We start from the raw sequence: 24,659 nt of genomic DNA on the forward strand, positions 1-24,659 counted from the left end.
ATCCGCACTCCCAATCAGAATTTCATCGGGTCCATGATCGCGTCCAGGTTCAGGTGGTCGCAGAACTCAAGGAAATCGTCGCGCAGCGCGGCGATGTGCATGTTGGCCGGCACGCCGATGGTGACCTGAGCACTGAACATTTCCGCACCGGTCTGCATGGCGCGGTAGCGCGTGCTCTGCAGGTTCTCGATGGTGATGCCCTGGCGGTCGAAGAAATCGGCCAGCTGGAACAGGATGCCCGGCTTGTCGGCGGCGATCACTTCGACAATGTACGGCAGCAGGTTGGACTGCGCCTGCTTGGCCGCGGTGCGGTACCACACCAGCTTCAGGCCTTCCTCGCGCTCCAGCCGGGTCAGCATCGCCTCCAGCTTGGCCACCGAGTCCCAGGAGCCGGTGGCCAGGGCGGTGACCGAGACATCGCGGCCGACCGTGGCCAGGCGTGCGTCCACCAGATTGCAGCCGCTGTCGGCGATGCGGCGGGTGACGGACAGCAGGGGGGACTCCGGATGCGTCGTATAGGCGTTGATCAGGAGGTGGTTTTCGCTCGGCGCGGGGCGCGGGGTGGTGTCGGTCAAGGCGATTCCGGGTAATGCATGCGTTAGTCTGAATGCCCGCCAGAGGCGGGGATCCACCGGTGTCCAGCATACTTGCCCGTGCTTTCGCGCCGCAAGTAACATTCAGGTCGCCCCCGGCCTTTCGTGGCGGGCGTTTTCCCTTTCCAGCCAAGAGCAGCACGTCCTTGTCCCTTTCCGGCCTCATCACCGCGCTGGCGACCCCGTTCCGGGCCGACGGCGCCCTCGATCCCGACGGTTGGCAGCGCCTGCTGCACCTGCAACTGGAAGGTGGCGTCCATGGCGTTGTCGTTGCCGGCTCGACGGGCGAAGCGGCAACCCTCACCGATGCCGAGTACGGCCTGCTGCTGGCCAGCGCGGTCGAACGCATTGGCGGCCGCATCCCGGTCATGGCCGGCACCGGCCTGTCCGGTACCGCCAAAACCATCGAACAGACCCGTCGTGCGGCCGCGCTTGGCGCCAGCCATGCACTGGTGGTCACCCCGCCTTACGTGAGGCCGACCCAGGCCGGCCTGATTGCCCATTATCGTGCGGTCGCCGACCAGGGCGGGTTGCCGGTCGTGCTGTACAACGTGCCCGGCCGTACCGGTTGCGACATGCAGCCGGAGACCGTGGCCGAACTGGCCAGCCACCCCAACATCGTCGGCATCAAGGAGGCGGTGGGCGACACCGGCCGGGTGCAGGCGCTGCTCGCACTGCGCAGCCCGCAGTTCGCCGTGCTCAGCGGCGACGACGGTACGGCCGCGCGTTCGATCCGGGCCGGTATCGACGGCCTGATCTCGGTCGGCTCCAACGTGCTGCCCGGCGCCTACCGCCGCATGTGCGAGCTGGCCGCCGCCCATGACCACGAAGCCACCGAGTCCTGGGATGCGCGCCTGCAGCCGTTCCATGATTTCTGCGGTGTTGAACCGAACCCGATTCCGGTCAAGGCGCTGCTGCGCCGTATCGGTATCGGCCATGACCTGCGCCTGCCGCTGCTGCCGCTGTCGGCGCCGCACCACGCGGCCGCCGACCATCTTGCCGGCGACATCGCCGCCCTTGAAGCCCTTTCCAGCCACTGACCTTTCGTCTTGGTCTGACCCAGGAGATTCACATGCGTCAATCCGTTTCCACTGTCCGCGTGCTGTCCTACGCCCTGCTTGCGGTGGCCGTTGCCGCCGGTACCACCGGCTGCTTCAAGCGTGGCGTCAAGGGCGACTATGCCCTGGCCCCGGAAATGCGTCCGCTGGAAGTGCCGCCGGACCTGAACCTGCCGGCCACCACCGGTGACAACAAGGTGCCGGCGCTGGTGTCGGCCACCAAGCCGGCAGCACCGGCGGCCGCGGCTCCGGCCGTTGGCAATACCGGTTTCACCATCGCTGGTGGCAAGGATGAAGCCTTCGCCAAGGTCGGTACCGCGCTGGAAGGCGTGGAGGGCGTGACCATCGCCAGCCGCGCCCAGCTGCTCGGCTCGTATGACGTGGCCTACGAAGGCAGCAACTTCCTGGTCCGCGTGGTCGCCGTCGATGCCGGCGCCTACATCTCCGCGGTCGACCCGCGTGGCCTGCCGGCCACCGCCGAAGCGCCGGTGAAGCTGATCGCTGCGCTGAAGGCGAAGCTGGCCCAGTAAGGGCTGCCTCTGGTAGAGGCTGACCTTGGTCGGCGCTTCTGTGCCAACCAAGGTTGGCACCTACCGGATCGCAAGGTTGGCATGCCGTATCGCGAGGTTGGCATGCCGGATCGCAAGGCTGGCATGCCGGATCGCAAGGCTGGCGTGCCGGGTCTTGCGGTTGGCGTTCACCGGAAAACAGAAAAGGGCGCCCGTGGGCGCCCTTTTCGTTGCCGCCGTGGGCGCTTCTCAGCGCTCCAGCAGCTTCAGCTTGTCCGGCTTGCCATCCCATTCGCCGGCGTCGGCGGGCGGGTCCTTGCGCACGGTCAGCACCGGCCACTCCTTCGCCAGCTCGGCGTTGAGGGCGACGAAGCCTTCCTGGCCGACGGGGACATCGTCCTCCGGGAAGATCGCATTGACCGGGCACTCCGGCTCGCAGAGGGTGCAGTCGATGCACTCATCCGGGTCGATCACCAGGAAGTTCGGGCCTTCGTGGAAGCAATCCACGGGGCACACTTCCACGCAATCGGTGTGTTTGCACTTGATGCAGTTTTCGGTGACGACAAAGGGCATGGGCTGGGGGTGGATCGATTCCTGAACCCGCCAATTCTAGAACAGGTTGGCCCCCGGTGTCGGCGCGGGGCGGAAATCGGGCGTCTGGCAGGCGCGACCGTGGCAGTCATTGGCGGCAGGGCGGGGCCTGTGCGACGCTGCGGGTCAGCCGGCTGCGTCGGGTGGCCGGCCCCCTTCCCAGCAGGATCGTCAATGTCGCCAGCCAAGCCCAGCATCGCACCCCATGGCGGTGAGAACACTGCATTCATCGTCCTGATCAGCTGCGTGGCCACGCTCGGTGGATTCCTGTTCGGCTTCGACAGTGGTGTCATCAATGGCACCGTCGATGGCCTGCGCCAGGCCTTCAACTCCAGCGAGGCGGCGCTCGGTTTCGAAGTCGCCTCGATGCTGCTGGGCTGCGCGATCGGTGCGTTCCTGGCCGGCTGGCTGGGCGACCGCCTGGGACGCCGCGGCGTCCTGATCGTGTCGGCGCTGATGTTCCTGGTCTCGGCGCTGGGCGCCGGCGCAGCCCACGCCTCGTGGCTGTTCATCGCGGCCCGCGTGCTGGGCGGCTTTGCAGTAGGGGCGGCCAGCGTGATGTCGCCGGCCTACATCGCCGAGGTGGCGTCGGCGCGCTATCGCGGGCGCCTGGCCACCGTGCAGCAGATGGCGATCATCTGCGGCCTGTTCGCGGCGTTCCTCAGCAACTACCTGCTGGCCCGCGCCGCCGGGGCGTCGACCGAGCCGTTGTGGCTGGGTCATGAGGCCTGGCGCTGGATGTTCTGGATGCAGGCGCTGCCGTCGGGGCTGTTCCTGCTGTTGTTGCTGGTGATTCCGGAAAGCCCGCGCTTCCTGGTCCTGAAGGGGCGCCAGCAGCAGGCGAGGGCGGTGCTCGCGCGGCTGTACGGCGAGGCCGCAGCGGCGGCCAAGCAGGCCGAGATCGAAGCCAGCCTGGCCCAGGACCAGCACAAGCCGCGCTTTGCCGACCTGCGCGACACGGTCAGCGGCAAGCTGCGGCCGATCCTGTGGGTGGGCATCGGTCTGGCCATGTTCCAGCAGCTGGTCGGCATCAATGTGGTGTTCTATTACGGCGCGGTGCTGTGGCAGGCGGTGGGCTTCTCGGAAAGCGACGCACTGCTGATCAACGTGCTGTCCGGTGGGCTGAGCATCGGTGCTTGCCTGCTGACGGTGCTGTTGATCGACCGCATCGGGCGCAAGCCGCTGCTGTGGATCGGCTCGGTCGGCATGTCGGTGGCGCTGGTGCTGATGGTGGTCGCGTTCGCCAGTGGAAGCCTGGCCGACGGTCGACTGCAGTTGTCCGACGGCATGGGCCGGCTGGCGCTGGTCGCGGCCAACGTCTACGTGGTGTTCTTCAACATGTCCTGGGGCCCGGTGATGTGGGTGATGCTGGGCGAGATGTTCCCCAACCAGATCCGCGGCCCGGCGTTGGCTGTTGCCGGTGCGGCGCAGTGGACGTCGAATTTCGCGATCACCGTGACCTTCCCGATGCTGCTGGCCGGCATCGGCCTGGCCGGCGCCTATGGCATCTACACGGTGGCGGCCATCCTCTCGATCTTCTTCGTGGTCCGCTACGTGCGCGAGACCAAGGGCAAGGAGCTGGAGCAGATGGAAGGCTGACGGCGACTGGCTTCGGTTGCGTTCCGTTGGCGCCTGCTTGTCCAGAGTGTGAGAGGGCGGCCTGCCCCCTCCTGACAGTTCATGGTGCGTGCGGATGCGGCGAAGCGCTGGTCGGTTGTTGCCGCAGCTCGCGGGAAACCGTCCAGAGCCGGTGGGGTCACCCAGGGCAGGACCGTTGGCGCCATGGATGGCGCCATCGAGCCCCCATGGATGGGTTTACGGCGTGTCCTGCCCTGGGTGACCCCACCGGCTCAAGCCGATTGCAGGGGGGGCGCCAAAGCGACCAACCCGACCGCAACCACTGCAATCCCGGAAAACAGAAAAGCCCGCACAAGGCGGGCTTTTTCGGTTCCTGCTGCGGCGACTGGCGCTCCCTAGGGGACTCGAACCCCTGTTTTAGCCTTGAGAGGGCCACGTCCTAACCACTAGACGAAGGGAGCGTAACTGTGTCGCTGCCGAGGCAGGAGCGCTAGTATATGCACCTCGATGCCATTGGGCAATCCCGAAACTTCAACCGGAAGCGCCAACATCATTTCCTCTGCTACATCACCGTTCAGCCTGCGCGTCATCCCGCGCGACCAGCACACGATCTCCCGCAAGGACATCAGCCCGAACGCCCTGCGCGTGCTTTATCGCCTGCGCGATGCCGGCTTCGGCGCCTACCTTGTCGGCGGCGCGGTGCGCGACCTGCTGGTCAATGGCCAACCCAAGGATTTCGACGTGGCCACCGACGCCACGCCCGAACAGGTCAAGCAGCTGTTCCGCAACTGCCGCCTGATCGGCCGCCGTTTCCGCCTCGCCCACGTTGTGTTCGGCCGCGAGATCATCGAAGTCGCCACCTTCCGCGCCAACAGCGATGACGGTAGTGGCGACCGCGAGATGGAAAACGGCATGCTTGTGCGCGACAACGTGTACGGCACCATCGAAGACGACGCCGTCCGCCGCGACTTCACCTGCAACGCCCTGTACTACGCCATCGAGGACTTCTCGGTGCGTGACTACACCGGTGGCTTCGAAGACGTGCAGGCGCGCCTGATGAAGCTCATCGGCGACCCGGTACAGCGCTACCAGGAAGACCCGGTGCGCATGCTGCGCGCCGTGCGCCTGGCGGCCAAGCTCGGCTTCCAGATCGAAGAGGGCACCGCCGCGCCGATCCCGCAGCTGGCTGGCCTGCTCAACGAAGCCGCGCCGGCACGCCTGTTCGAGGAAGTGCTGAAGCTGTTCCTGTCCGGGCACGGCGTGGCCAGCTTCGAAGGCCTGGAGCGCTACGGTCTGCTCGACGTGCTGTTCCCGGAAAGCGCCAGGGCGTTGAAGTCCAACCGCACCGGCGCGCTGCGCCGCATGCTGGTAGAGGGCCTGGCCAATACCGATGCCCGCGTGGCCAATGACGAGCCGGTCTCGCCGGCGTTCCTGTTCGCGCTGCTGCTGTGGCCGGCGTTCTGCCGCGCCCAGGCGACCCTGCTCAAGCAGGGCGTGGCGCCGGAAGAGGCGCAGCGTCGTGCCGCCGACCGCGTCACCGTGCAGCAGTTGAGCACCATCGCGCTGCCGCGCCGCTTCTCGCTGCCGATGCAGGAAATCTGGCTGCTGCAGTCGCGTTTCAGCTCGCGCCAGCGCAAGCGCGTGTTCCGCACGCTCACCCATCCGCGCTTCCGCGCCGCGTTCGACTTCCTCAGCCTGCGCCAGGTGGCCTCGGCCGAGCACGCTGCCGATGTTGAATTCTGGCGCGAGGCACAGGCCCAGTCCGGCCGCGAGCTGGAATCGTCGCTGGACGCGATGCACAGCGAAGAGGGCGATGACGAGAACGGAGCACCGCGCAAGCGTCGCCGTCGTCGTCGCCGCCCGGGTGCCTCGGCCGGTGCAGCTGGCGAATAAGCAATGACGCCAGCGTGGATCGGCCTCGGCGCCAACCTCGGCGATGCGGCCACGACTGTCGGCGCGGCGATCACTGCGCTGGACGGCCTGCCCGGGACCCGCGTGCTGCAGGCTTCGCGCCTGTACGCAACGCCGGCCTGGGGCAATGAAGACCAGCCACCGTTCGTCAACGCGGTGGCCGCGGTCGAAACGTCACTGGCAGCCGATGAACTGCTGCAGGCGATGCTGGCGCTGGAGCAGGGCTTTGGCCGCGTGCGCGATCCGGCGGTGCACTGGGGGCCGCGCGCGCTGGACCTGGACCTGCTGCTGTATGGCGCGCAGGTGCTCGACCAGCCCGGCCTGCAGGTGCCACACCCCTACATGCACGAGCGTGCCTTCGTGCTGGTGCCGCTGGCCGAAATCGCGCCGGATCTGGCCATCCCCGGGCATGGCCGCGTGCGGGATGCAGTGATGCGGGTGGATGCCTGCGGGATCGCGCCGATAGGGTGATAATGCCCGGGTTATCTCCCCCGGTTATCAGCACATGAGCACCCACGCAGACAGCAAGCCCTGGACCGTTCCCGCCCTGGCCGAGGCCAAGCGCAATGGCCAGAAGCTGGTCATGTTGACCGCCTACGACGCTGGCTTCGCCCGCACTTTCGACGCAAATGGCGTTGACCTGATCCTGATCGGCGATTCGCTGGGCATGGTCGTGCAGGGCCATGATTCGACCCTGCCGGTGACCGTGGCCGACATGGTCTACCACACCCGCGCCGTGGCCCGTGTGCTGCAGCGCGCGCTGCTGGTGGCCGACCTGCCGTTCGGTGCCGATGCCACTCCGGAGCGCGCGCTGGATGCTTCGCTGCAGCTGCTGCAGGCCGGTGCCGAGATGGTCAAGATCGAAGGTGCCGGCTTCAAGGTCGACATCATCCGCTACCTGGTTGAGCGTGAGATTCCGGTCTGTGCGCATCTGGGCCTGACACCGCAGTCGGTGCTGCGCCTGGGCGGCTTCAAGATCCAGGGCCGCGGCGATGCCGCGCGCCAGCTGGTGGAAGATGCCAGGGCCGTGGCCGCTGCCGGCGCCAGCATCATGGTGCTTGAGTGCGTGCCGACCCCGGTTGCCGCCGAGGTGACCGCTGCGGTGGAGGTGCCGACCATCGGCATCGGTGCCGGCCCACAGTGCGACGGCCAGGTGCTGGTGCTGCACGATTTCCTCGGCCTGGACAGTGGCCATCGCCGCCCCAAGTTCGTCAAGGATTTCCTTGCCGAAGGCGGTTCGGTGGCCGGTGCCACCCGCGCCTACGCCGACGCCGTGCGCGACGGCAGCTTCCCCGACGAACAGCACGCCTACGCCCAATGATCCAGACCTTCAACGAGCTCGGCGCACTGCGCGGGCAGATCGCCCAGTGGAAGCGCGAGGGCCTGCGCGTGGCGCTGGTGCCCACCATGGGCAACCTTCACGGTGGCCATCATTCGCTGGTGACCCTGGCCCGCCAGTACGCCGACAAGGTGGTGGCAAGCATCTTCGTCAACCCGACCCAGTTCGGGCCGAACGAGGATTTCAGTCGCTATCCGCGTACGCCCGAGGCCGATGTGGCCGGGCTTGAGCAGGTCGGCTGCGATGCGGTGTGGCTGCCCAGCGTCGAGGCCATGTACCCGCTGGGCGTGGACAAGACCACGCAGATGCACGCGCCCGGCGTGAGCGAGGTGCTGGAAGGTGCCAGCCGCCCGGGCCACTTCGATGGCGTCTGCACGGTGGTGGCGCGCCTGTTCCTGCAGGTGCAGCCGGACGTAGCCGTGTTCGGCCGCAAGGACTACCAGCAGCTGGCGGTGATCCGGCAGATGGTGGCTGAGCTGTCGTTCCCGATCCAGATCGTCGGCGCGGACATCGTGCGCGACGAGGATGGCCTGGCCAAGAGTTCGCGCAACCAGTACCTGAGCGCCGAACAGCGCCCGGTCGCGACCACCATCCACCGCACCCTGCTGGGCATGCGCGAAGGCTACGTGGCCGGGCAGGCGCGTGATCGCATCGAGGCCGACGCCACGGCGGCATTGCAGGCGGCCGGTTTCCAGGTCGACTATGCGGTGCTGCGCACCCCGGAGCTGGCCGAGCCGACGTTCGATGGCGGTGGCCGCGTAGCGCTGATCGCCGCGCGCCTGGGCTCCACCCGCCTGATCGACAACCTGGAGTTCTGAGCCGCATGCGGCCCGGGGGCGCCCACAATGGGCGCCTCGCACCTTCCCATGGACGGGAGAACGGCAATGAAGACACCCTCCACTGACGCTGGTCGGCTTGCGCAGGCGTTGATCCTGGCCGTGCTGCCTGCCGGCATGCTGCCGGCGCAGCTGTTTGGCGGCCTGTTGTTCGCGCTCGAATTCAGGCGCACGCCGATGCCCGCGCTCACCGGCGGTGGACTGATGTTCGGGCTGGGCGTCTGCAGCGCCATCGCGGTGTTCCTGCCGATGGCGCTGCTCCCGCGATCTCGGCGGCTCCTGCGCCGGACCCGCTTCGTGCTTGCAGGGGCTGCTCTGGGCGCGCTGGCCATGGCCATCCATGAATGGCCGGGCGCGATCCATGGGCCGCTGCTGCAGCGCCTGCGCTATGTGGATACATTCGATGTGATCAGCTATGGGCTGACGGTGTTGGCTGCAGGGGGCCTGGGCCTGGCCTCCGGGCTGGCCTTCCATACGGTGTTCAGGCTGTCACTGCAGGGCGGTGCCGTCCATGCCACGGCGCCGCCGCCGGGCGAGGGCGCCTGAACGGCCTTCAGCGTCCTGCCGCAGGCCCCTGACGACGGCCAAGCGGGTGCTAGAATCCGCTCTTTCCTTTGCCGTTGCAGCGCCCCCATGCACCTGTCCCTGCTCAAGACCAAGATCCACCGCGCCACCGTCACCCATTCCGAGCTGAACTACGAAGGCTCGATCGCCATCGATGACAACCTGCTGGCTGCCACCGGCATCCGCGAGTTCGAGCAGGTGCACATCTGGGACGTGACCAACGGTGCGCGCTTCTCGACCTATGCCATCCGCGCCGAAGCCGGCAGCGGCGTTGTCTCGCTCAACGGTGGCGCCGCGCGCCACGTGCAGGTCGGTGACATCATCATCATTGCCGCGTTCGCCAGCATGACCGAGCAGGAAGCCGACAGCTTCAAGCCGAAGCTGGTGTACGTTGATGGCAAGAACCAGATCACCCACACCAACGACACGATCCCGACCCAGGCCGCATGACAACGAACAACGGATTCGACTCGCTGCATTCCCACGCCCAGCGCCTGAAGGGCGCAAGCATCCCCGGCCTGCTCGCCGCCGAACCCGGCCGCGTGCAGGACCTGGCGCTGCGGGTCGGTCCGTTGTACGTCAACTTCGCCCGGCAGAAATACGATGCCGCGGCGTTGCAGGCATTGCTGGCGCTGGCTGCCGACCGTGATGTCGGTGGTGCCATCACCCGCCTGTTCCGTGGCGAGCAGGTCAACCTGACCGAAGGTCGCGCCGCGCTGCACACCGCACTGCGCGGCGACGTGGTCGATGCGCCGGTGGCGGCCGAGGCCTATGCCACCGCGCGCGAGATCCGCCAGCGCATGGGCGTGCTGGTGCGCGCGCTGGAAGACACTGGCGTGACCGATGTAGTCAGTGTCGGCATCGGTGGTTCCGACCTTGGCCCGCGCCTGGTCGCCGACGCGCTGCGTCCGGTCAGCGGTGCGCGCCTGCGCGTGCATTTCGTATCGAACGTGGACGGCGCGGCCATGCAGCGTACGCTGGCCACGCTGGATCCGGCCAAGACCGCCGGCATCCTGATCTCCAAGACCTTCGGTACGCAGGAAACCCTGCTCAACGGCCAGATCCTGCACGACTGGCTGGGTGGCAGCGATCGCCTGTACGCGGTCAGTGCCAATCCGGAACGTGCCGCCAAGGCCTTTGCCATCGCCGCCGATCGTGTGCTGCCGATGTGGGATTGGGTCGGCGGCCGCTATTCGCTGTGGTCTGCGGTCGGTTTCCCGATCGCGCTGGCGATCGGCTTCGAGCGCTTTGAACAGCTGCTGGAAGGTGCTGCGCAGATGGATGCGCATGCGCTGGATGCACCGCTGGAGCGCAACCTGCCGGTGCTGCACGGCCTGACCGACATCTGGAACCGCAACCTGCTGGGCCATGCCACGCATGCGGTGATGACCTACGACCAGCGCCTGGCGCTGTTGCCGGCCTACCTGCAGCAGCTGGTGATGGAAAGCCTGGGCAAGCGTGTGCAGCGTGATGGCCAGCCGGTCACCACCGATACCGTGCCGGTGTGGTGGGGCGGGGCGGGCACCGATGTGCAGCACAGCTTCTTCCAGGCACTGCACCAGGGCACCAGTATCGTTCCGGCCGACTTCATCGGCTGCGTGCACAACGACGATCCCTACACGATCAATCATCAGGCCCTGCTGGCCAATCTGCTGGCGCAGACCGAAGCACTGGCCAATGGCCAGGGCAGCGACGACCCGCACCGTGATTACCCGGGCGGCCGCCCGAGCACGCTGATCCTGCTCGACGCGCTGACCCCGCAGGCGCTGGGTGCGCTGATCGCCATGTACGAACACGCCGTGTACGTGCAGTCGGTGATCTGGAACATCAACGCCTTCGACCAGTTCGGTGTCGAACTGGGCAAGCAGCTGGCCAGCGGCCTGCTGCCGGCGCTGCAGGGCGAGGATGTGGCCGTTGCCGACCCGATGACCCGCGAGATCCTTGCGCAGCTGAAGGGCTGAGGCTCTGGTGGTGCCGGCCGCTGGCCGGCAACCTCATGAACGATTGAAGCATCACCTGGATGCCGGCCAGCGGCCGGCACTACCGGAGCGGATGGGTTGCCGGCCAGCGGCCGGCACTACCGGAGCGGATGGGTTGCCGGCCAGCGGCCGGCACTACCATGAAGGGCGTGGTGCCTCAGCGGCTCGGGTCGCGTTCCGGGCTGGGCCGCTTGGCCAGCTTGCGCTGCAGCGAGCGCCGGTGCATGCCGAGCAGGCGCGCGGCTGCCGACACATTGCCGCCGGTCTCGTGCATCGCCTGCTGGATGTGTTCCCACTGCAGGCGGCTGATCGGTGTCATCGCGTCGGGCACTTCCATTTCGCCATCGTCGGCCGGGCCGTCATCCTCCTCGCCCAAAGCGCGAAGGATCATCGGTACCGTGGCTGGCTTGGGTAGGTAATCGTCCGCGCCGAGCTTGATCGCTTCCACCGCAGTGGCGATGCTGGCGTAGCCGGTCACCAGCAGGATGCGCATGTCCGCGCGCAGCGCACGCAGCGGCTGGATCAGCGCCAGGCCGGAATCGCTGCCCAGCTTCAGGTCGATCAGGGCGAACGCGGGTGGGTGCTGGCGGGCCAGTGCCAGCGCGCTGGCGGCATCCTGCGCGGTCTGCGTTTCAAGTCCCTTGCGGGCCAGGCTGCGCTGCAGGGTGCGCAGGTACAGTTCGTCGTCGTCGACCAGCAGGCCGAGGGTTGAGGCGCTCATGGGGTTTCCTCGCGTGGGGCCAGCGGCAGGCGGAAGCCGACGCGGCTGCCGGCCCCCTGGGCCGGGCGCATCCACATCTCGCCGTCGAGGCGTTCGATCGTGGCATGGGACAGGGCCAGGCCGACCCCCATGCCTTCACTCTTGCTGCTGCCGAACAGCTTGCCCGGCAGCACCGCGGCGCGTGCGTTGAAGCCGTGGCCGTAGTCGCGTACTTCGCCGATCAGATCGTCGCCTTCGATGCGCAGGTCCAGGTCCACGCGCGGCCGGCCGGCCTGTTCGCCGGCATCGGCGGCATTGTTGAGCAGGACCATCAGCAGGTGGCCCACGCCCGGGTCGAGCGGCAGCCGCAGCGGCGCATCATCGTTGCGGTGCAGGTCGATGGTCGGTCGCACCAGGCGCCATTGCTCCAGCACCTGCTGCGCGCTGGAATGGCTGCGTCCGGGCGCATCGGCCGAGGCCGGTGCGGCCAGCGCCAGCACGCGCTCACGGCACTGCACCAGCAGCTCGCGCAGGGTTTCCATGTCCTCGCGCACTTCCGGCTCTTCACTGCGTTCGGCCACGTCGTCGGCGAGCAGGGTCATGGTTGCCAGCGGCGTGTTCAGTTCATGCGCCACCGAGGCGGCATGGGTGGCCAGGGCGACGATGCCCTCGTTGCGGGCGAAGCGTTCGCGCAGGGCCGAGAGTTCCAGTTCGCGCTGGCGCAGCGCCAGCGCCAGGCGGGTGGAGAAGGCCAGTACGACCGCCGCGGAAATCAGGAAATTGGCGACCACGCCCCAGCGGTTGAGGTCCTGCGCGCGGAAATAGCCGTCCGGCAGGGGCTGGCCGAAGATGCCGCTGGCGGCGTAGCCGAGCAGGCAGGCCAGCGCGACCGCCAGCGCCCAGCGCAGGGGCAGGGCGAACGCGGCCAGTGCGATCAGGATCAGGAACAGCGAGCTGAACGGATTGGCCATGCCACCGCTCCAGCCGACCATCCAGGTCAGGATGATCACGTCCACCAGGATGTGGCCGAATGCAGTCAGCGGTGCGGTGTCGGCCGCTTCCGGGCGCAGCTGGGTGTAGATGTTGAACAGGGTCAGCACCGCCACGCCGGCCCACAGCGGCAGCTGCGGCAACGGCAGCCCCAGCACCCAGGTGGCGACCAGGATGGTGGCGGCCTGGCCGCCTACTGCAAGCCAGCGCAGGCTGCACAGGGTTCGGAGAAACGGGGCGTCGGGACCGGTCATTCACGCTCATCGTATGCGTTCGCGCGTGACCGTGCCTGCGACAATCGGCCGCAGCCGTGCCGCCGGCTGAATGCGAGTCACCCCGAATGCAGGGCCGGGCGGTAGAATGCGCCCATGCACGACGCCGTCACCCGCCCGACTCCGCCCTCCGATGCCACTGCCTGGCCGCGCCGCCAGACCCATGCCGTCCAGATCGGCGGGGTCACCGTGGGCGGAGGCAAGCCGGTGGTGGTGCAGTCGATGACCAACACCGACACCTCCGACGTCGCCTCCAGCGTGAAGCAGGTGGCCGAGTTGTGGCGTGCTGGTTCGGAGATGGTGCGGCTGACCGTCAATACCGTGGAAGCCGCTGCGGCGATCCCGCGCATTGTCGACAAGCTGGCGATGATGGGCATCGACGTGCCGCTGATCGGCGATTTCCACTACAACGGCCACCAGCTGCTGACCGCCGAACCGGCATGTGCCGAAGCACTGGCCAAGTACCGCATCAACCCGGGCAACGTCGGCTTCGGCAAGAAGAAGGATCTGCAGTTCGCCCAGCTGATCGAATTCGCCATCCGTTACAACAAGCCGGTGCGCATCGGCGCCAACTGGGGCTCGCTGGACCAGGCCCTGGCGGCGAAGCTGATGGACGAGAACAACCTGCGCGAACAGCCCTGGGACGCCGGCCGCGTGCTGCGCGAGGCGCTGATCCGCTCGGCGCTGGATTCGGCCGAGCAGGCGGTGGAGCTGGGCCTGCCGCGCGATCGCATCGTGCTGTCGGCCAAGGTCAGTGGCGTGCAGGAGCTGATCGCGGTGTACCGCGACCTGGCGCAGCGCTCCGACTTCGCCCTGCACCTGGGCCTGACCGAGGCCGGTATCGGCAGCAAGGGCATCGTGGCATCGTCCGCGGCGCTGGGCGTGCTGCTGCAGGAAGGCATCGGTGACACCATCCGCATCTCGCTGACCCCGGAGCCGGGCCAGTCGCGCACGCAGGAAGTGATCGTCGCCCAGGAACTGCTGCAGACCACCGGCCAGCGTGCCTTCACGCCGCTGGTCACGGCCTGCCCGGGCTGCGGCCGTACCACCTCCGAGTTCTTCCAGGAGCTGGCCAAGGTGGTGCAGAACCACGTGCGCGAGAAGATGCCGCTGTGGAAGATCCACCACCCGGGGGCGGAGAACATGACCCTGGCGGTGATGGGCTGCATCGTCAACGGGCCGGGCGAATCGCGTCACGCCAACATCGGCATCTCGCTGCCGGGCACGGGTGAGACGCCTGCGGCGCCGGTGTTCGTCGATGGTGAGAAGAAGGTGACCCTGCGTGGCGACAACATCGCCCAGGAGTTCGTCGCCCTGATCGACGATTACGTCGAACACACGTATGTCCGAAGCGCCGGATAAGCCTGCGATCCTCGCCGCACCGGAGTCCGCCTCCGGCTTCCGCCACTGGATGGCGCGCAACGCCTGGCGCCTGGTCCTGTTGTTCGGTGGCGTGCTGCTGCCGTTGGCAGGCTTTGTTGCCCTGGCGGATGAAGTGCACGAGTTTGAATCGTTCCATTTCGACGCGCCCCTGCTGTGGCAGATGCATGGCCTGCATTCGCCGTGGCTGGACCGCTTCTTCGTGCTCATCTCGAAACTGGGCTACGAGTGGTTCCTGATCCCGGCCGACGTGCTGATCATCGGCGTGCTGCTGGGCTACCGGCGCTGGCGCGAGGCGACCTTCGTCGCGGTCAGCTTCGTAGGGTCGGCGCTGCTGAACATGGGCAGCAAGCAGTTCTTCCAGCGGCAGCGCCCCAGCCTGTGGGAATCGATCGCGCCGGAATCGACGTTCAGCTTCCCGAGCGGGCATGCGATGGGTTCGATGACCCTTGCCGTGACCTTGGTACTGCTCGCCTGGAACACCCGTTGGCGCTGGCCGGTACTGATGCTGGCACCCGCGTTCAGCCTGCTGGTAAGCGTGTCGCGGGTCTATCTGGGGGTGCATTACCCCTCCGACATCCTGGCCGGATGGTGTGCCGCGCTGGTTTGGGTGGTAGGGTGCTATCTGGTCATGTTCAGTCGCCGGCACCCTTGGCGACGTCACGGCCCGCCGCCAGCGAAGGCCAGCGAAGCACCAACACAGGGGGTTTGACGTGGATGGCCCTTGAGGGACGTCTACGTGATAGATCAGTTGTTTCGTTGCAGCAGGTTCTGCAAGACAGGGGGCAAGCACAACGCGCGGTACTGTGATGCGCAAGGCAGATCGCCGATGCCGCATTCCGGACGCGCTTGCAGGGTATCGGCACCCTGCCTAGCTTGACCTGCAATGGCCGCATTCGAAGAGGTACATGAATGACGATTCGAGTCTACCTGGTGGATGACCACGCGCTGGTCCGCACCGGTATGAAGATGATTCTGTCGGGGGAAACCGACATCGAGGTGGTGGGCGAAGCCGAGACCGGCGAAGACGCGCTGCGTGAAGTCCGCCAGCTGCTGCCGGATGTGGTGCTGTGCGACCTGCACCTGCCGGGCGTGAGCGGCATGGAAGTGACCGAGCGCATCGTCCGCAGCCACCGCAATACCCGCGTGGTGATCGTGTCGGTACTGGAAGACGGCCCGCTGCCCAAGCGCCTGCTCGAAGCCGGTGCGGCCGGTTACATCGGCAAGGGCTGCGATGCGCAGGAACTGCTGCGTGTGGTGCGTGATGTGGCGGCCGGTCGTCGCTACCTGGGCACCAGCATCGCGCAGAATCTGGCGCTGTCGACAGTGGAAGGCAATGGTTCGCCGTTCGACAACCTGTCGCCGCGCGAGCTTGAGGTGGCGCTGTTGCTGACCCAGGGCCTGCGCCAGGAAGACATCGCGCGGCGCCTGAGCCTGAGTGCGAAGACGGTGAACACGCACAAGGCGCGGTTGTTCGAGAAGATGGGGATCCACGACAACATCGCGCTGGCGCGGATGGCCAGCCAGTACGGGTTGGTGGATCCGGCACGGCCGCTGTAAGGGGTTCCGGCCAACGGCTGAGCCCCTCGCGGTGTGCGGCAGGATTCGTGGGGGTTGGCCCTGCGGAGGGATTGCGCAGGGGCGTAAGCGCCATGGATGGCGCGCCCGAGCCTCCAGGGATGGATTCACGGCGTCCCCTGCGCAATCCCTCCGCAGGGCCACGGACAGTTTCCGTGCGCCGCCACCGCGGAATGAAGAAGGAAGAGCAGGAGCGGGTCGCGCACTTTGCGCACTCGTCGCCCGGGGTCGGATCCCTTTCCCGGTGGGAAAGGGCTCTGACCCCTGATGATGCCGGAGCCGAGCACGGGCTCGGCTCTGCACCTTTGTCGGGCTCAGTGGCCGCGTACGCGCTGGATGATCTTGGCGGCGTCTGCGGCGCTGGCGCGCACCTTGTCCCATTCGCCGTTGGCGATCCAGTTGCCCGGCACCATCCACGAACCACCGATGCAGACCACGTTCTTCTGCTCGAGGTATTCGGCGGCGGTGTTCTCGGTGATGCCGCCGGTCGGGCACAGCTTCAGGTCCGCCACCGGACCGGCCAGTCCCTTGATCATTGCCAGGCCACCCACAGCCGTGGCCGGGAACAGCTTGCACACGCGGAAGCCGCGGGCGTAGAGCGACAGCAGCTCGGTCGGGGTGGCCGCACCCGGCACCACCGGCAGCGGTGCGGCGGCCAGTGCATCAGCCAGTGCCGGCGGCGTACCCGGGGTCACCAGGAAGTCCGCACCCGCATCGATCGACTGCTGCATCTGCTCCACGGTCAGCACCGTACCGGCACCCACCACCACGTCCGGCAGCTCGCGCTTGAGCATCGCCAATGCTTCCATCGCCACTGGCGTACGCAGGGTCAGCTCGATCGCCGGCAAGCCACCTTCCAGCAGCGCCGCACTGACCGCCCGCGCCTGGTCCAGCGTATGAATCGTCACCACCGGCAGGATGCCCGCCGCACGCAACAGCTCCGCCGCCTTCACCTGATGTTGTTCGATACCCATGCTTTTGCCCTTGCCTTTTGCTCTTCTTGATTCAGTGGCCGCAGCGCAAATGACGCGCCGGGAATTGTCCAAGGGCAGTAGAGCGCCCTGGCCGGGACCGTGAGCGGCATGGATGCCGCGACCGAGCCCCCATGGATGGGTTTACGGCGTGTCCCGGCCAGGGCGCTCTACTGCCCAGGCCGGGAAGCCTGCCGCGGCTTTTCGCTTCAGGCGTCCTTCGCCTCATGCGGCGCCGCCGCCGCCGCGGCATCGTGCCCCAGCTCATATTCCGCGTCGTACTCCCACGGCCCGCCATCAGCCGCCGCCGGCCCGCACGAAATCGAAATCGCACCCTGATCAGCCGGACCCACCACGCGACGGTTGATCGCGAACAGGTTGCGGCCCAGGTCATGCGCAGCCGGTGCTGTGTTCGGCGCCAGCGGACGTGCCGCCCATTCGGCCGCGTCCACCAGCACTTCCAGCGTGCCAGCCTCGCCATCCAGGCGGATCATGTCGCCCTCGCGGACCTTGGCCAGCGGACCGCCGCGTGCCGCTTCCGGCGTCACGTGGATCGCCGCCGGAATCTTGCCCGAGGCACCGGACAGGCGACCGTCGGTGACCAGCGCCACGCGCCGGCCCTGGTTCTGCAGCAGGCCCAGCAGCGGCGCCAGCGAATGCAGTTCGGGCATGCCGTTGGCACGCGGGCCCTGGTAACGCACCACCGCCACGAAGTCCTGCGGCAGCAGGCCACCGGCGTGCAGCTTGTTCAGCACCTGCGGTGCATCGACCACCACGGCCGGCGCTTCGATCGTGCGGTACTGCGGCTTTACCGCCGACAGCTTGATCAGCGACTTGCCGAGGTTGCCGCGCAGCAGGCGCAGGCCGCCCTGGTGCTCGAACGGATTGTCGACGCCACGCACCACTTCGTCATCGGCGCTGCGTTCCAGGCCCGGCAGATAGACCAGCTGGCCATCGCGCAGCTGCGGTTCGCGTGCGTAGTCGGCCATGCCGCCGCGCGCCACGCTGACCAGATCGCCGTGCATCAGGCCCGCCTTGATCAGCTCGCCGAACACGAACGCCGGGCCGCCAGCGGCCGCGAAGCGGTTCACGTCGGCCTCGCCGTTCGGATAGACGCGGGCCAGCAGCGGAATCAGCTGCGACAGTTCGTCGAAATCGTCCCAGGTCAGCACGATACCGGCGGCACGCGCCACTGCGATCCAGTGGATGGTGTGGTTGGTCGAACCGCCGGTGGCCATCAGCGCGATGACCGCGTTGATGATCGCGCGCTCGTCGATGATCCGGCCCAGCGGACGGAAGTCGTCGCCCAGTGCGGTGATGTCCAGTGCACGTTCGGTCGCCTCGCGGGTCAGCGCGTCGCGCAGCGGCGTGCCCGGATTGACGAACGACGCGCCCGGCAACTGCACGCCCATCGCTTCCAGCAGCACCTGGTTGGAATTGGCGGTGCCGTAGAAGGTGCAGGTGCCGGCGCCGTGGTACGAGGCGGACTCGGCTTCCAGCAGCTCTTCGCGGGTGGCTTCGCCGGCGGCATAGCGCTCGCGCACTTCCGCCTTCTGCTTGTTGGGGATGCCCGGGGTCATCGGGCCGGCCGGCACGAACACCGCCGGCAGGTGGCCGAAGGCCAGCGCACCGATCAGCAGGCCGGGCACGATCTTGTCGCACACGCCGAGGTAGACGGTGCTGTCGAACATGTCATGGCTGAGGCCGATCGCGGTCGCCTGCGCGATCACATCGCGCGAGAACAGCGACAGTTCCATGCCGCCGCGGCCCTGGGTGACGCCGTCGCACATCGCCGGCACGCCGCCGGCCACCTGTGCCGTAGCACCGAGCTCGCGGGCGATCTCGCGGATCTGCTCCGGATAGGTCTCGAACGGCTGGTGCGCCGAGAGCATGTCGTTGTAGGCGGTGATGATGCCCAGGTTCGGCGTCACGCCGCCGCGCAGGCGGCTCTTGTCGGTGCCGCCACAGGCGGCGAATCCGTGGGCGAGGTTGCCGCAGCTCAGGCGGCTGCGGAACGGGCCTTCGCGCAGGGAGGCGTCGATCGCGGCCAGGTAGGCGGCACGCGAGGCGGCGCTGCGGCGGATGACACGCTCAGTGATGGCTTGCAGTTGCGGATGGAGGCTCATTGGCTACCGGCGTTCAAGGTGGCGAGAGGCAAGCGGCGGCAGGGCGCCGCCGCCGACATCAATCAGCCCAGTGGACGCGCAGACGCGCGCCTTCCAGGTTGATCGCGTTGAGGATCGGGTACTGCTGGGCGTCGTTGCTGTCCAACGCCTGGCGCAGCACCTGCAGCTTCTGCTTGCCGCGCAGCAGCAGCAGGCGCTGGCGGCATTGGCGCAGCCCATGCGGGGTCAGCGTGATGCGCAGCGGCCACTGGTTCGCGCCCGGGCAGCCGGTGGCATCCAGCGCGGCGTAGGGCAGGGTGCTTTCCAGTGCGCGGGCCAGGTCCTTCGAGCCGGGGAACAGCGAGGCGGTGTGGCCGTCGTTGCCCATGCCCAGTGCCACCAGGCTCGGCGGCTGGCTGTGCTGGGCTTGCAGGTTGGCGGTGTACACACATTCCGGCAGGGGTTTGCCAATGCGCACCAGCGGATCGAAATGCGCACCCTCGGCGCGCTTGAGCAGGTGCTCGCGCACCAGCCATGCGTTGCTGTCGCGATCCTGCGGCGACAGCCAGCGCTCGTCGGCCAGGCTCACTTCAACCCGGTCCCAGTGCACGTCCAGTTCGGCCAGCGCCTGGTAGACCGGTGCCGGCGTGGTGCCGCCGGACAACAGGATGCGGGCGCGGCCCACTTCATTGATGTCGTGGTTGAGGGTCTGCGCCATCTCGGCGGCTACCGCTTCGATCCAGCCGTCGGCATCGCCGTGGTGGATGAACTCGACGCGGTCGTCGTGGAAGGTGGGGCTCATGCGGCAACTCCAGGTGCGTCACGTTCGGCATCGGCGGCATAGGCGGCGGCGCCCAGCAGTCCGGCATGGGGATGCATCACGGCCAGCGACGGCACCCGCGCCATGATCGAAGAGAACCGCCCCTTGTGTTCGAAGCGCTGGCGGAACCCGGAGTGCTGCAGCGAATCGAGCATCTTCGGGGTCAGTCCACCGGTGAGGAACACGCCGTCCCAGGCGCCCTGGGTCAGTACCAGGTCGCCGGCAATGGCGCCGAACACGGCGCAGAACACATCGACGGTGCGCATTGCCTGCGGATCGCCATGCAGGGCGCGGGCGGTCACGTCCACCGGCTGCAGCTGGCCCGGGTCGATACCGGCCATCTCGCACACCGCGCGATGGATGTTGACCAGGCCGGGGCCACAGATCAGGCGCTCATTGGAGACGCGGCCGAACTGCTCGGACAGGATCTCCAGGATGCGGATCTCCTCCGGCGTTCCCGGCGGGAAGCTGACATGGCCGCCTTCGGTTTCCAGCGGGTAGCAGCGGCCGTGGCGCAGGATCAGGCCCCCGACGCCGAGCCCGGTACCAGGCCCGATCACCGCATAGTTGCGTGGCTGGCCCGGCTTGCCCGGCACCCAGGCGGCGCCACCGACCTGGACCACGTCCTCGGGCTGCAGCAGCGAGATCGCCATTGCCTGTGCGGCGAAGTCGTTGATCAGGTGCAGCTCGTCGAAACCGAGCATCGCAGCGGTGCGGCTGCGCGAGATCACCCACGGATGATTGGTGATGCGTGCCTCGTCACCGTCTACGCGACCGGCCACCGCGAACACGCCGCGGCTGGCGGCAGCGCCGATCTGCTCAAGGTGATGGCGGGCGGCATCGCCAAGCGACGGGAACTCCGCCACTGCGTACTCGCGGATGCTCTCCTTCAGCAATGGCGCGTCCAGCGAGGTGTCGGCCAGGGCGAAGCGGGCGTTGGTGCCACCGATGTCGGCGACCAGCACCGGCTGCGAGTTGGCACTCATGCCGACGCCTCGCTGTCCGGTGCGTCCACGCCCTGCGGCAGGAACTCCGTTGCGTTGCTCGGGCCCCATTGGCCGGCGGGATAGGGTTCCAGCGGCAGCTTGGCCTCCTTCCAGGCGTCGGCCACGCTGTCGATCCACGCCCAGGCGGCGCGCACTTCGTCGTCACGCACGAACAAGGTGTGGTTGCCGTTGAACGCATCCAGGAACAGGCGTTCGTACGCGATTCGGCGATGCAGGCCGGTCGGCACCGACAGTTCCAGTTCCAGCGGATGCAGTTCCAGCGCGCCCCATTCCGGGCCGGCCAGACTGCTCATCAGGCCCAGTTCGATGTTCTCCTGCGGCTGCAGCTGGAACACCAGGCGGTTCGGTGCGGCCTGCGCGCGCTGCGGGCGCTCGAACAGCCAGTGGGTGACCGGCTTCAGCGTGACCACCACGCGGGTGGTGCGCTCGGGCAGGCGCTTGCCGGTGACCAGGTGGAACGGCACGCCGCTCCAGCGCCAGTTGTCGATGTGCGCGGTGACGCCGGCGAAGGTTTCCACGTCGCTGCCTTCCGGCGGCTGGTAGGCCTGCGCCGGCTGGCCGTTGATGGTGCCGGCGGTATAGCGGCCGCGGATGCTGTCACGCGCGGCGTGCCTGGCATCGAGCGGACGCAGCGCGCGCAGCACCTTGACCTTCTCGTCGCGGATGCGATCGGCTTCCAGCGAGGCCGGCGGCTCCATCGCCACCATGCACAGCAGCTGCAGGATGTGGCTCTGCACCATGTCGCGCAGCGCGCCGGAGCGGGCGTAGTAGGCGTCGCGGCCATCCACGCCTTCGCTCTCGGCCACCAGGATGTGCACCGATTCGATGTAGTTGCGGTTCCATACCGCTTCCAGCAGCGTATTGCCGAAGCGCAGGGCGATCAGGTTCTGCACCGCCGCCTTGCCCAGGTAGTGGTCGAGACGGAACACACGGTCCTCGTCGATCCACTGGCCGATGGTGCTGATGATTTCCTCGGCGCTCTCGCTGTCGCTGCCGATCGGCTTCTCCAGCATCAGGCGTGCCGGCGCGGCGAGGGCGCCACCCTTGGCCAGGCCTTCGCAGGTGGAGATGTACAGGCCCGGCGGAATGGCCAGGTAGCTGACGCACTTGCGATGCACCAGATCGGAGACGGCGGCGGCGACAGAGTCGACGTCGCGCAGGTCGACCGAACGGTAGTCGATGCGGCGCAGCAGGCCGTTGATGTCGTCCTGCGAGGCCATCGGCATGGCCTGCTGCAGGCGCGGGCGCAGGATGTCATGGAAGGCTTCGGTGTCATGCCCGGACAACGCCAGTGCGCGGATGCGGAAGTCCTCCGGCAGCAGGCCGTCGCCAAGCAGGCGAAGCAGCGAAGGGAACAGGTAGCGCTGGGCCAGATCACCTGTGGCACCGAACAGGAAGAGGGTGTCGTGCATCGCTCGAGTTTCAGATCCGGGTGACATCGTTGTCAATCGCTTCATGGCTGGGTTCGGGGGACATCCGCGCAACTGCCTGTCCGAGGTTCGTTGGGGGCGTTCTCCGGGGCACCGGAAGACCGTTCCATTCGAAACCACTACCCCGGCGGAACCTTCGTTCAACCGCCGACGCAGATCGGTGCGCACCGATCATCGGATAGTGCCACGTGAAAACGTTTACATGGCAGAATGGGCAACTGTATTCGATTGCAGTGCTCGCCGTCATGCGGCAAGCGCGCAATCATCACTGCCATCGGGAGGGCCGAGGCAGTCCCAAAAGACAGCCCGGCTTCGGGCGGACCGGATAGGTGATATGGCAAAAGTGCAGTTGCAGGGTGTGCGCAAGGTCTATGACAACGGCCAGGTCGCGGTGAAGGACGCCACCTTCGAGGTCGCCGACGGCGAGCTGATGGTGCTGGTCGGTCCCTCCGGCTGTGGCAAGTCGACCCTGCTGCGGATGGTGGCTGGCCTGGAAGAGATCAGCGGCGGCACGCTGACCATCGGTGATCGCGTGGTCAACGATGTGGCGCCGAAGGATCGCGACATCGCGATGGTGTTCCAGAGCTACGCGCTGTACCCGCACATGACGGTGGCCGAGAACCTGGCCTTCGGCCTGAAGCTGCGCGGCCATGACAAGGCCACCATCGACAAGCGCATCGCCGAGGCGGCGCAGACGCTGGGCCTCACCGAGATGATGGACAAGCTGCCCAAGGCGATGTCCGGCGGCCAGCGCCAGCGTGTTGCGTTGGGCCGGGCGCTGGTGCGCGAGCCGGCGGTGTTCCTGCTTGACGAGCCGCTGTCCAATCTGGATGCCAAGCTGCGCCACAGCGTGCGTACCGAAATCGCGCAGCTGCACCGCAAGCTGGGCACCACCATGATCTACGTGACGCACGATCAGGTCGAGGCGATGACCCTGGGCCAGCGCATCGTGGTGCTGAAGGACGGCATCATCCAGCAGATCGATACGCCGATGGCGCTGTACGACCGTCCGGCCAATCTGTTCGTGGCCGGCTTCCTCGGCAGCCCGGCGATGAACGTTCTGCGCGGCACGCTGCAGGGCGATGCCGGCGGCGTGACCGTGGTCGACGGCGACTGGCGTGCACCGCTGGGCCAGGCCACGATCGATCCGGCGTGGCTGCAGAAGCCGATCGCGGTGGGCGTGCGTCCGGAGCACCTGCAGCCGGCCAGCGCCGATGATGCGCATGCGTTCACCGCGCGCATCGAAGGCATCGAGCCGGTCGGCAACGAGATCTTCGTGAATCTGAGCAGTGGCCAGCACGCGCTGACCATGCGCGTGGCGCCGCAGGCGCTGCCGGCGGTGGGCGAGCAGATCCGCGTGGCGATCCACCCGCAGGGCCTGCATTTCTTCAGCGCGGAAACCGGCGAGCGCCTGTAACGGGTAGGGCCGGGCGCTGGTCGGCAGCCTCAACCGTGCTTGGTTGCCGGCCAGCGGCCGGCACTACCATTTCAGGCGTGCGGACCAACGGTCCGCACCCACCAGTGCAGATCCCCACCAACCTGCTTCAGCGTGCCAATCCATCCAGCAACGGCACGCGCTGCGCGATGGCATCACCCACCTGCAGGTCAGCATCACCGGCCTCCAGTGGCAGCACCGCCAGCGCCAGGTCGCCGGCCACGCAAGCGATTGTGCCCAGCGCCGCGCCGTCCTGCTGCACGCCATCGCCGGCCTGCGCCGGTGCCGCGGTATGCAGCAGCTGCACCGCGCGCTTGGCTTTGCCGAGGAAGTGGGTGCGGGCGACGATTTCCTGGCCTGGATAGCAGCCCTTCTTCACGCTGTAGCCGTTCAGGCGGTCCAGGCCCAGCTGCTGCGGGGTCCACACCTCGCGCTGGCCTTCTTCCAGTCGCGGCAGCCCGTAGCGCAGGTCGGCCTGGCGCCAGGCCAGGGCGAAAGCGGCCTCATCGGTTTCGCTGCCGGCCGCAAAGGCATCGGCGGCGCCGATGCGCAGGGTGCGCGGCAGGGCATCGCTGCCCAGGTCCAGTTCCCAGCCATCACCTGCGGCCTGCGCAATCGCGGCGCCGCTGGCGGCCTCGGGCGCAGTGAATGCCCCGGCCGCCGACAGATCATCGCGCACCAGCACCTTCACCTTGCGGCGGAACACGAAGCGCTGCAGTTGCGACGCAATCGCATCGGCATCGCCATCCGCCAGCACCAGCATCAGGTGGTCGTCGGCCAACCGCAGCAGCTGGAACACCGCCAGGGTGCGGCCCTTGGCGCTCAACCAGGCACTCCACTGCCAGTGCAGCAGGGGCAGGGCGGTGACATCGCTGCTGAACTGGGCGTGGGCAAAGACAGCCGCATCCGGGCCCTGCAGGCTCAGCAGCTGGTGGCCGGGCAGGCGCGGATATCCGACGAAAGCAGGGGGCAGGTTGTCAGGCACGTGAACGAGGTCTAAAATTTGTGCGTTG

Annotated in this window: 24 protein-coding genes and 1 tRNA gene; 14 read left to right on the top strand and 11 right to left on the bottom strand. The window is 67.6% G+C overall.

What is annotated here, in order from left to right; translation table 11 throughout:
- Positions 1–14: 14 nt before the first annotated feature.
- Entirely contained in the window at positions 15–575 is a 561-nt protein-coding gene (locus tag AC5P6X_RS02080; RefSeq protein WP_005409051.1) for a glycine cleavage system transcriptional repressor, read from the bottom strand.
- A gap of 164 nt (positions 576–739) precedes the next feature.
- Between AC5P6X_RS02080 and dapA the strand changes: the two genes are divergently transcribed.
- On the top strand, positions 740–1,633 hold the full coding sequence (gene dapA, locus AC5P6X_RS02085; RefSeq protein WP_088437121.1) for a 4-hydroxy-tetrahydrodipicolinate synthase: 894 nt from the start codon (positions 740–742) through the stop codon (positions 1,631–1,633).
- A 32-nt stretch (positions 1,634–1,665) separates the two neighbouring features.
- Positions 1,666–2,181 (top strand): hypothetical protein, encoded by a 516-nt coding sequence (locus AC5P6X_RS02090; RefSeq protein ID WP_005409053.1) that lies wholly within the window; start codon positions 1,666–1,668, stop codon positions 2,179–2,181.
- A gap of 228 nt (positions 2,182–2,409) precedes the next feature.
- Here the strand turns inward: AC5P6X_RS02090 and fdxA are convergent, their stop codons facing one another.
- Positions 2,410–2,733: a ferredoxin FdxA gene (gene fdxA, locus AC5P6X_RS02095; RefSeq protein ID WP_123958416.1), complete on the bottom strand. Its 324-nt coding sequence runs from the start codon at positions 2,731–2,733 to the stop codon at positions 2,410–2,412.
- Positions 2,734–2,925: 192 nt separating this feature from the next.
- Between fdxA and AC5P6X_RS02100 the strand changes: the two genes are divergently transcribed.
- Positions 2,926–4,350 carry a sugar porter family MFS transporter gene (locus AC5P6X_RS02100; protein ID WP_088437120.1) on the top strand — a complete coding sequence of 475 codons (1,425 nt, stop codon included), beginning with the start codon at positions 2,926–2,928 and terminating at the stop codon, positions 4,348–4,350.
- Positions 4,351–4,715: 365 nt separating this feature from the next.
- Here AC5P6X_RS02100 and AC5P6X_RS02105 read toward each other — a convergent pair.
- Positions 4,716–4,790, bottom strand: a tRNA-Glu gene (locus tag AC5P6X_RS02105).
- 52 nt (positions 4,791–4,842) lie between these two features.
- Here AC5P6X_RS02105 and pcnB point away from each other — a divergent pair.
- From pcnB to pgi, 7 genes are all read left to right on the top strand, one after another.
- Positions 4,843–6,222, top strand: coding sequence for a polynucleotide adenylyltransferase PcnB (gene pcnB, locus AC5P6X_RS02110; protein WP_032965757.1), 1,380 nt, complete (start codon positions 4,843–4,845; stop codon positions 6,220–6,222).
- Between the two features lie 3 nt (positions 6,223–6,225).
- The gene (gene folK, locus AC5P6X_RS02115; protein ID WP_033833062.1) at positions 6,226–6,711 is read left to right on the top strand and encodes a 2-amino-4-hydroxy-6-hydroxymethyldihydropteridine diphosphokinase; all 486 of its coding nucleotides are present in this window, start codon (positions 6,226–6,228) and stop codon (positions 6,709–6,711) included.
- Positions 6,712–6,745: 34 nt separating this feature from the next.
- Positions 6,746–7,561: a 3-methyl-2-oxobutanoate hydroxymethyltransferase gene (panB, locus tag AC5P6X_RS02120; RefSeq protein WP_033833063.1), complete on the top strand. Its 816-nt coding sequence runs from the start codon at positions 6,746–6,748 to the stop codon at positions 7,559–7,561.
- Positions 7,558–8,397 (top strand): pantoate--beta-alanine ligase, encoded by an 840-nt coding sequence (gene panC / locus AC5P6X_RS02125; protein WP_005409059.1) that lies wholly within the window; start codon positions 7,558–7,560, stop codon positions 8,395–8,397. The genes panB and panC overlap by 4 nt, the downstream gene beginning before the upstream one ends.
- A 66-nt stretch (positions 8,398–8,463) precedes the next feature.
- Positions 8,464–8,961, top strand: coding sequence for a hypothetical protein (locus tag AC5P6X_RS02130; protein WP_285309353.1), 498 nt, complete (start codon positions 8,464–8,466; stop codon positions 8,959–8,961).
- A gap of 87 nt (positions 8,962–9,048) precedes the next feature.
- The gene (panD, locus tag AC5P6X_RS02135) at positions 9,049–9,429 is read left to right on the top strand and encodes an aspartate 1-decarboxylase (RefSeq protein ID WP_005409061.1); all 381 of its coding nucleotides are present in this window, start codon (positions 9,049–9,051) and stop codon (positions 9,427–9,429) included.
- The gene (gene pgi / locus AC5P6X_RS02140; RefSeq protein WP_329757257.1) at positions 9,426–10,940 is read left to right on the top strand and encodes a glucose-6-phosphate isomerase; all 1,515 of its coding nucleotides are present in this window, start codon (positions 9,426–9,428) and stop codon (positions 10,938–10,940) included. The genes panD and pgi overlap by 4 nt, the downstream gene beginning before the upstream one ends.
- 175 nt (positions 10,941–11,115) lie before the next feature.
- On the opposite strand, the gene AC5P6X_RS02145 is transcribed toward pgi, so the two are convergent.
- Positions 11,116–11,679: a response regulator transcription factor gene (locus tag AC5P6X_RS02145; protein WP_005409063.1), complete on the bottom strand. Its 564-nt coding sequence runs from the start codon at positions 11,677–11,679 to the stop codon at positions 11,116–11,118.
- Positions 11,676–12,902 carry an ATP-binding protein gene (locus AC5P6X_RS02150; RefSeq protein WP_049451033.1) on the bottom strand — a complete coding sequence of 409 codons (1,227 nt, stop codon included), beginning with the start codon at positions 12,900–12,902 and terminating at the stop codon, positions 11,676–11,678. Before AC5P6X_RS02150 ends, AC5P6X_RS02145 begins: the two co-directional genes overlap by 4 nt.
- A gap of 114 nt (positions 12,903–13,016) precedes the next feature.
- Here AC5P6X_RS02150 and ispG point away from each other — a divergent pair, with 114 nt between their 5' ends.
- The 3 genes from ispG (at position 13,017) to AC5P6X_RS02165 (ending at position 15,860) form a co-directional block, all read left to right on the top strand.
- A complete protein-coding gene (ispG, locus tag AC5P6X_RS02155; protein ID WP_005409065.1) occupies positions 13,017–14,282 on the top strand; it encodes a flavodoxin-dependent (E)-4-hydroxy-3-methylbut-2-enyl-diphosphate synthase in 1,266 nt (421 codons plus the stop codon).
- Positions 14,263–15,012 (top strand): phosphatase PAP2 family protein, encoded by a 750-nt coding sequence (locus AC5P6X_RS02160; protein ID WP_005409066.1) that lies wholly within the window; start codon positions 14,263–14,265, stop codon positions 15,010–15,012. The genes ispG and AC5P6X_RS02160 overlap by 20 nt, the downstream gene beginning before the upstream one ends.
- 200 nt (positions 15,013–15,212) lie before the next feature.
- Positions 15,213–15,860 (top strand): response regulator, encoded by a 648-nt coding sequence (locus AC5P6X_RS02165; protein WP_445394655.1) that lies wholly within the window; start codon positions 15,213–15,215, stop codon positions 15,858–15,860.
- A gap of 332 nt (positions 15,861–16,192) precedes the next feature.
- Here the strand turns inward: AC5P6X_RS02165 and eda are convergent, their stop codons facing one another.
- From eda to zwf, 5 genes are all read right to left on the bottom strand, one after another.
- Positions 16,193–16,852: a bifunctional 4-hydroxy-2-oxoglutarate aldolase/2-dehydro-3-deoxy-phosphogluconate aldolase gene (gene eda, locus AC5P6X_RS02170; protein ID WP_005409068.1), complete on the bottom strand. Its 660-nt coding sequence runs from the start codon at positions 16,850–16,852 to the stop codon at positions 16,193–16,195.
- Positions 16,853–17,058: 206 nt separating this feature from the next.
- Positions 17,059–18,975, bottom strand: coding sequence for a phosphogluconate dehydratase (gene edd, locus AC5P6X_RS02175; protein WP_005409069.1), 1,917 nt, complete (start codon positions 18,973–18,975; stop codon positions 17,059–17,061).
- 58 nt (positions 18,976–19,033) lie between these two features.
- Positions 19,034–19,756 carry a 6-phosphogluconolactonase gene (gene pgl, locus AC5P6X_RS02180; RefSeq protein WP_005412970.1) on the bottom strand — a complete coding sequence of 241 codons (723 nt, stop codon included), beginning with the start codon at positions 19,754–19,756 and terminating at the stop codon, positions 19,034–19,036.
- On the bottom strand, positions 19,753–20,760 hold the full coding sequence (gene glk / locus AC5P6X_RS02185; RefSeq protein WP_005412971.1) for a glucokinase: 1,008 nt from the start codon (positions 20,758–20,760) through the stop codon (positions 19,753–19,755). The genes pgl and glk overlap by 4 nt, the downstream gene beginning before the upstream one ends.
- On the bottom strand, positions 20,757–22,193 hold the full coding sequence (gene zwf, locus AC5P6X_RS02190) for a glucose-6-phosphate dehydrogenase (RefSeq protein ID WP_005409072.1): 1,437 nt from the start codon (positions 22,191–22,193) through the stop codon (positions 20,757–20,759). Before zwf ends, glk begins: the two co-directional genes overlap by 4 nt.
- A gap of 352 nt (positions 22,194–22,545) precedes the next feature.
- Between zwf and AC5P6X_RS02195 the strand changes: the two genes are divergently transcribed.
- Positions 22,546–23,628, top strand: coding sequence for an ABC transporter ATP-binding protein (locus AC5P6X_RS02195; RefSeq protein ID WP_005409073.1), 1,083 nt, complete (start codon positions 22,546–22,548; stop codon positions 23,626–23,628).
- 127 nt (positions 23,629–23,755) lie between these two features.
- Here the strand turns inward: AC5P6X_RS02195 and ygfZ are convergent, their stop codons facing one another.
- Positions 23,756–24,631, bottom strand: a complete 876-nt coding sequence (gene ygfZ, locus AC5P6X_RS02200; protein WP_329757256.1) for a CAF17-like 4Fe-4S cluster assembly/insertion protein YgfZ — start codon at positions 24,629–24,631, stop codon at positions 23,756–23,758.
- Between the last annotated feature and the right edge of the window lie 28 nt (positions 24,632–24,659).

Source organism: Stenotrophomonas sp. YJH_SMC_40 (genome assembly GCF_059368615.1).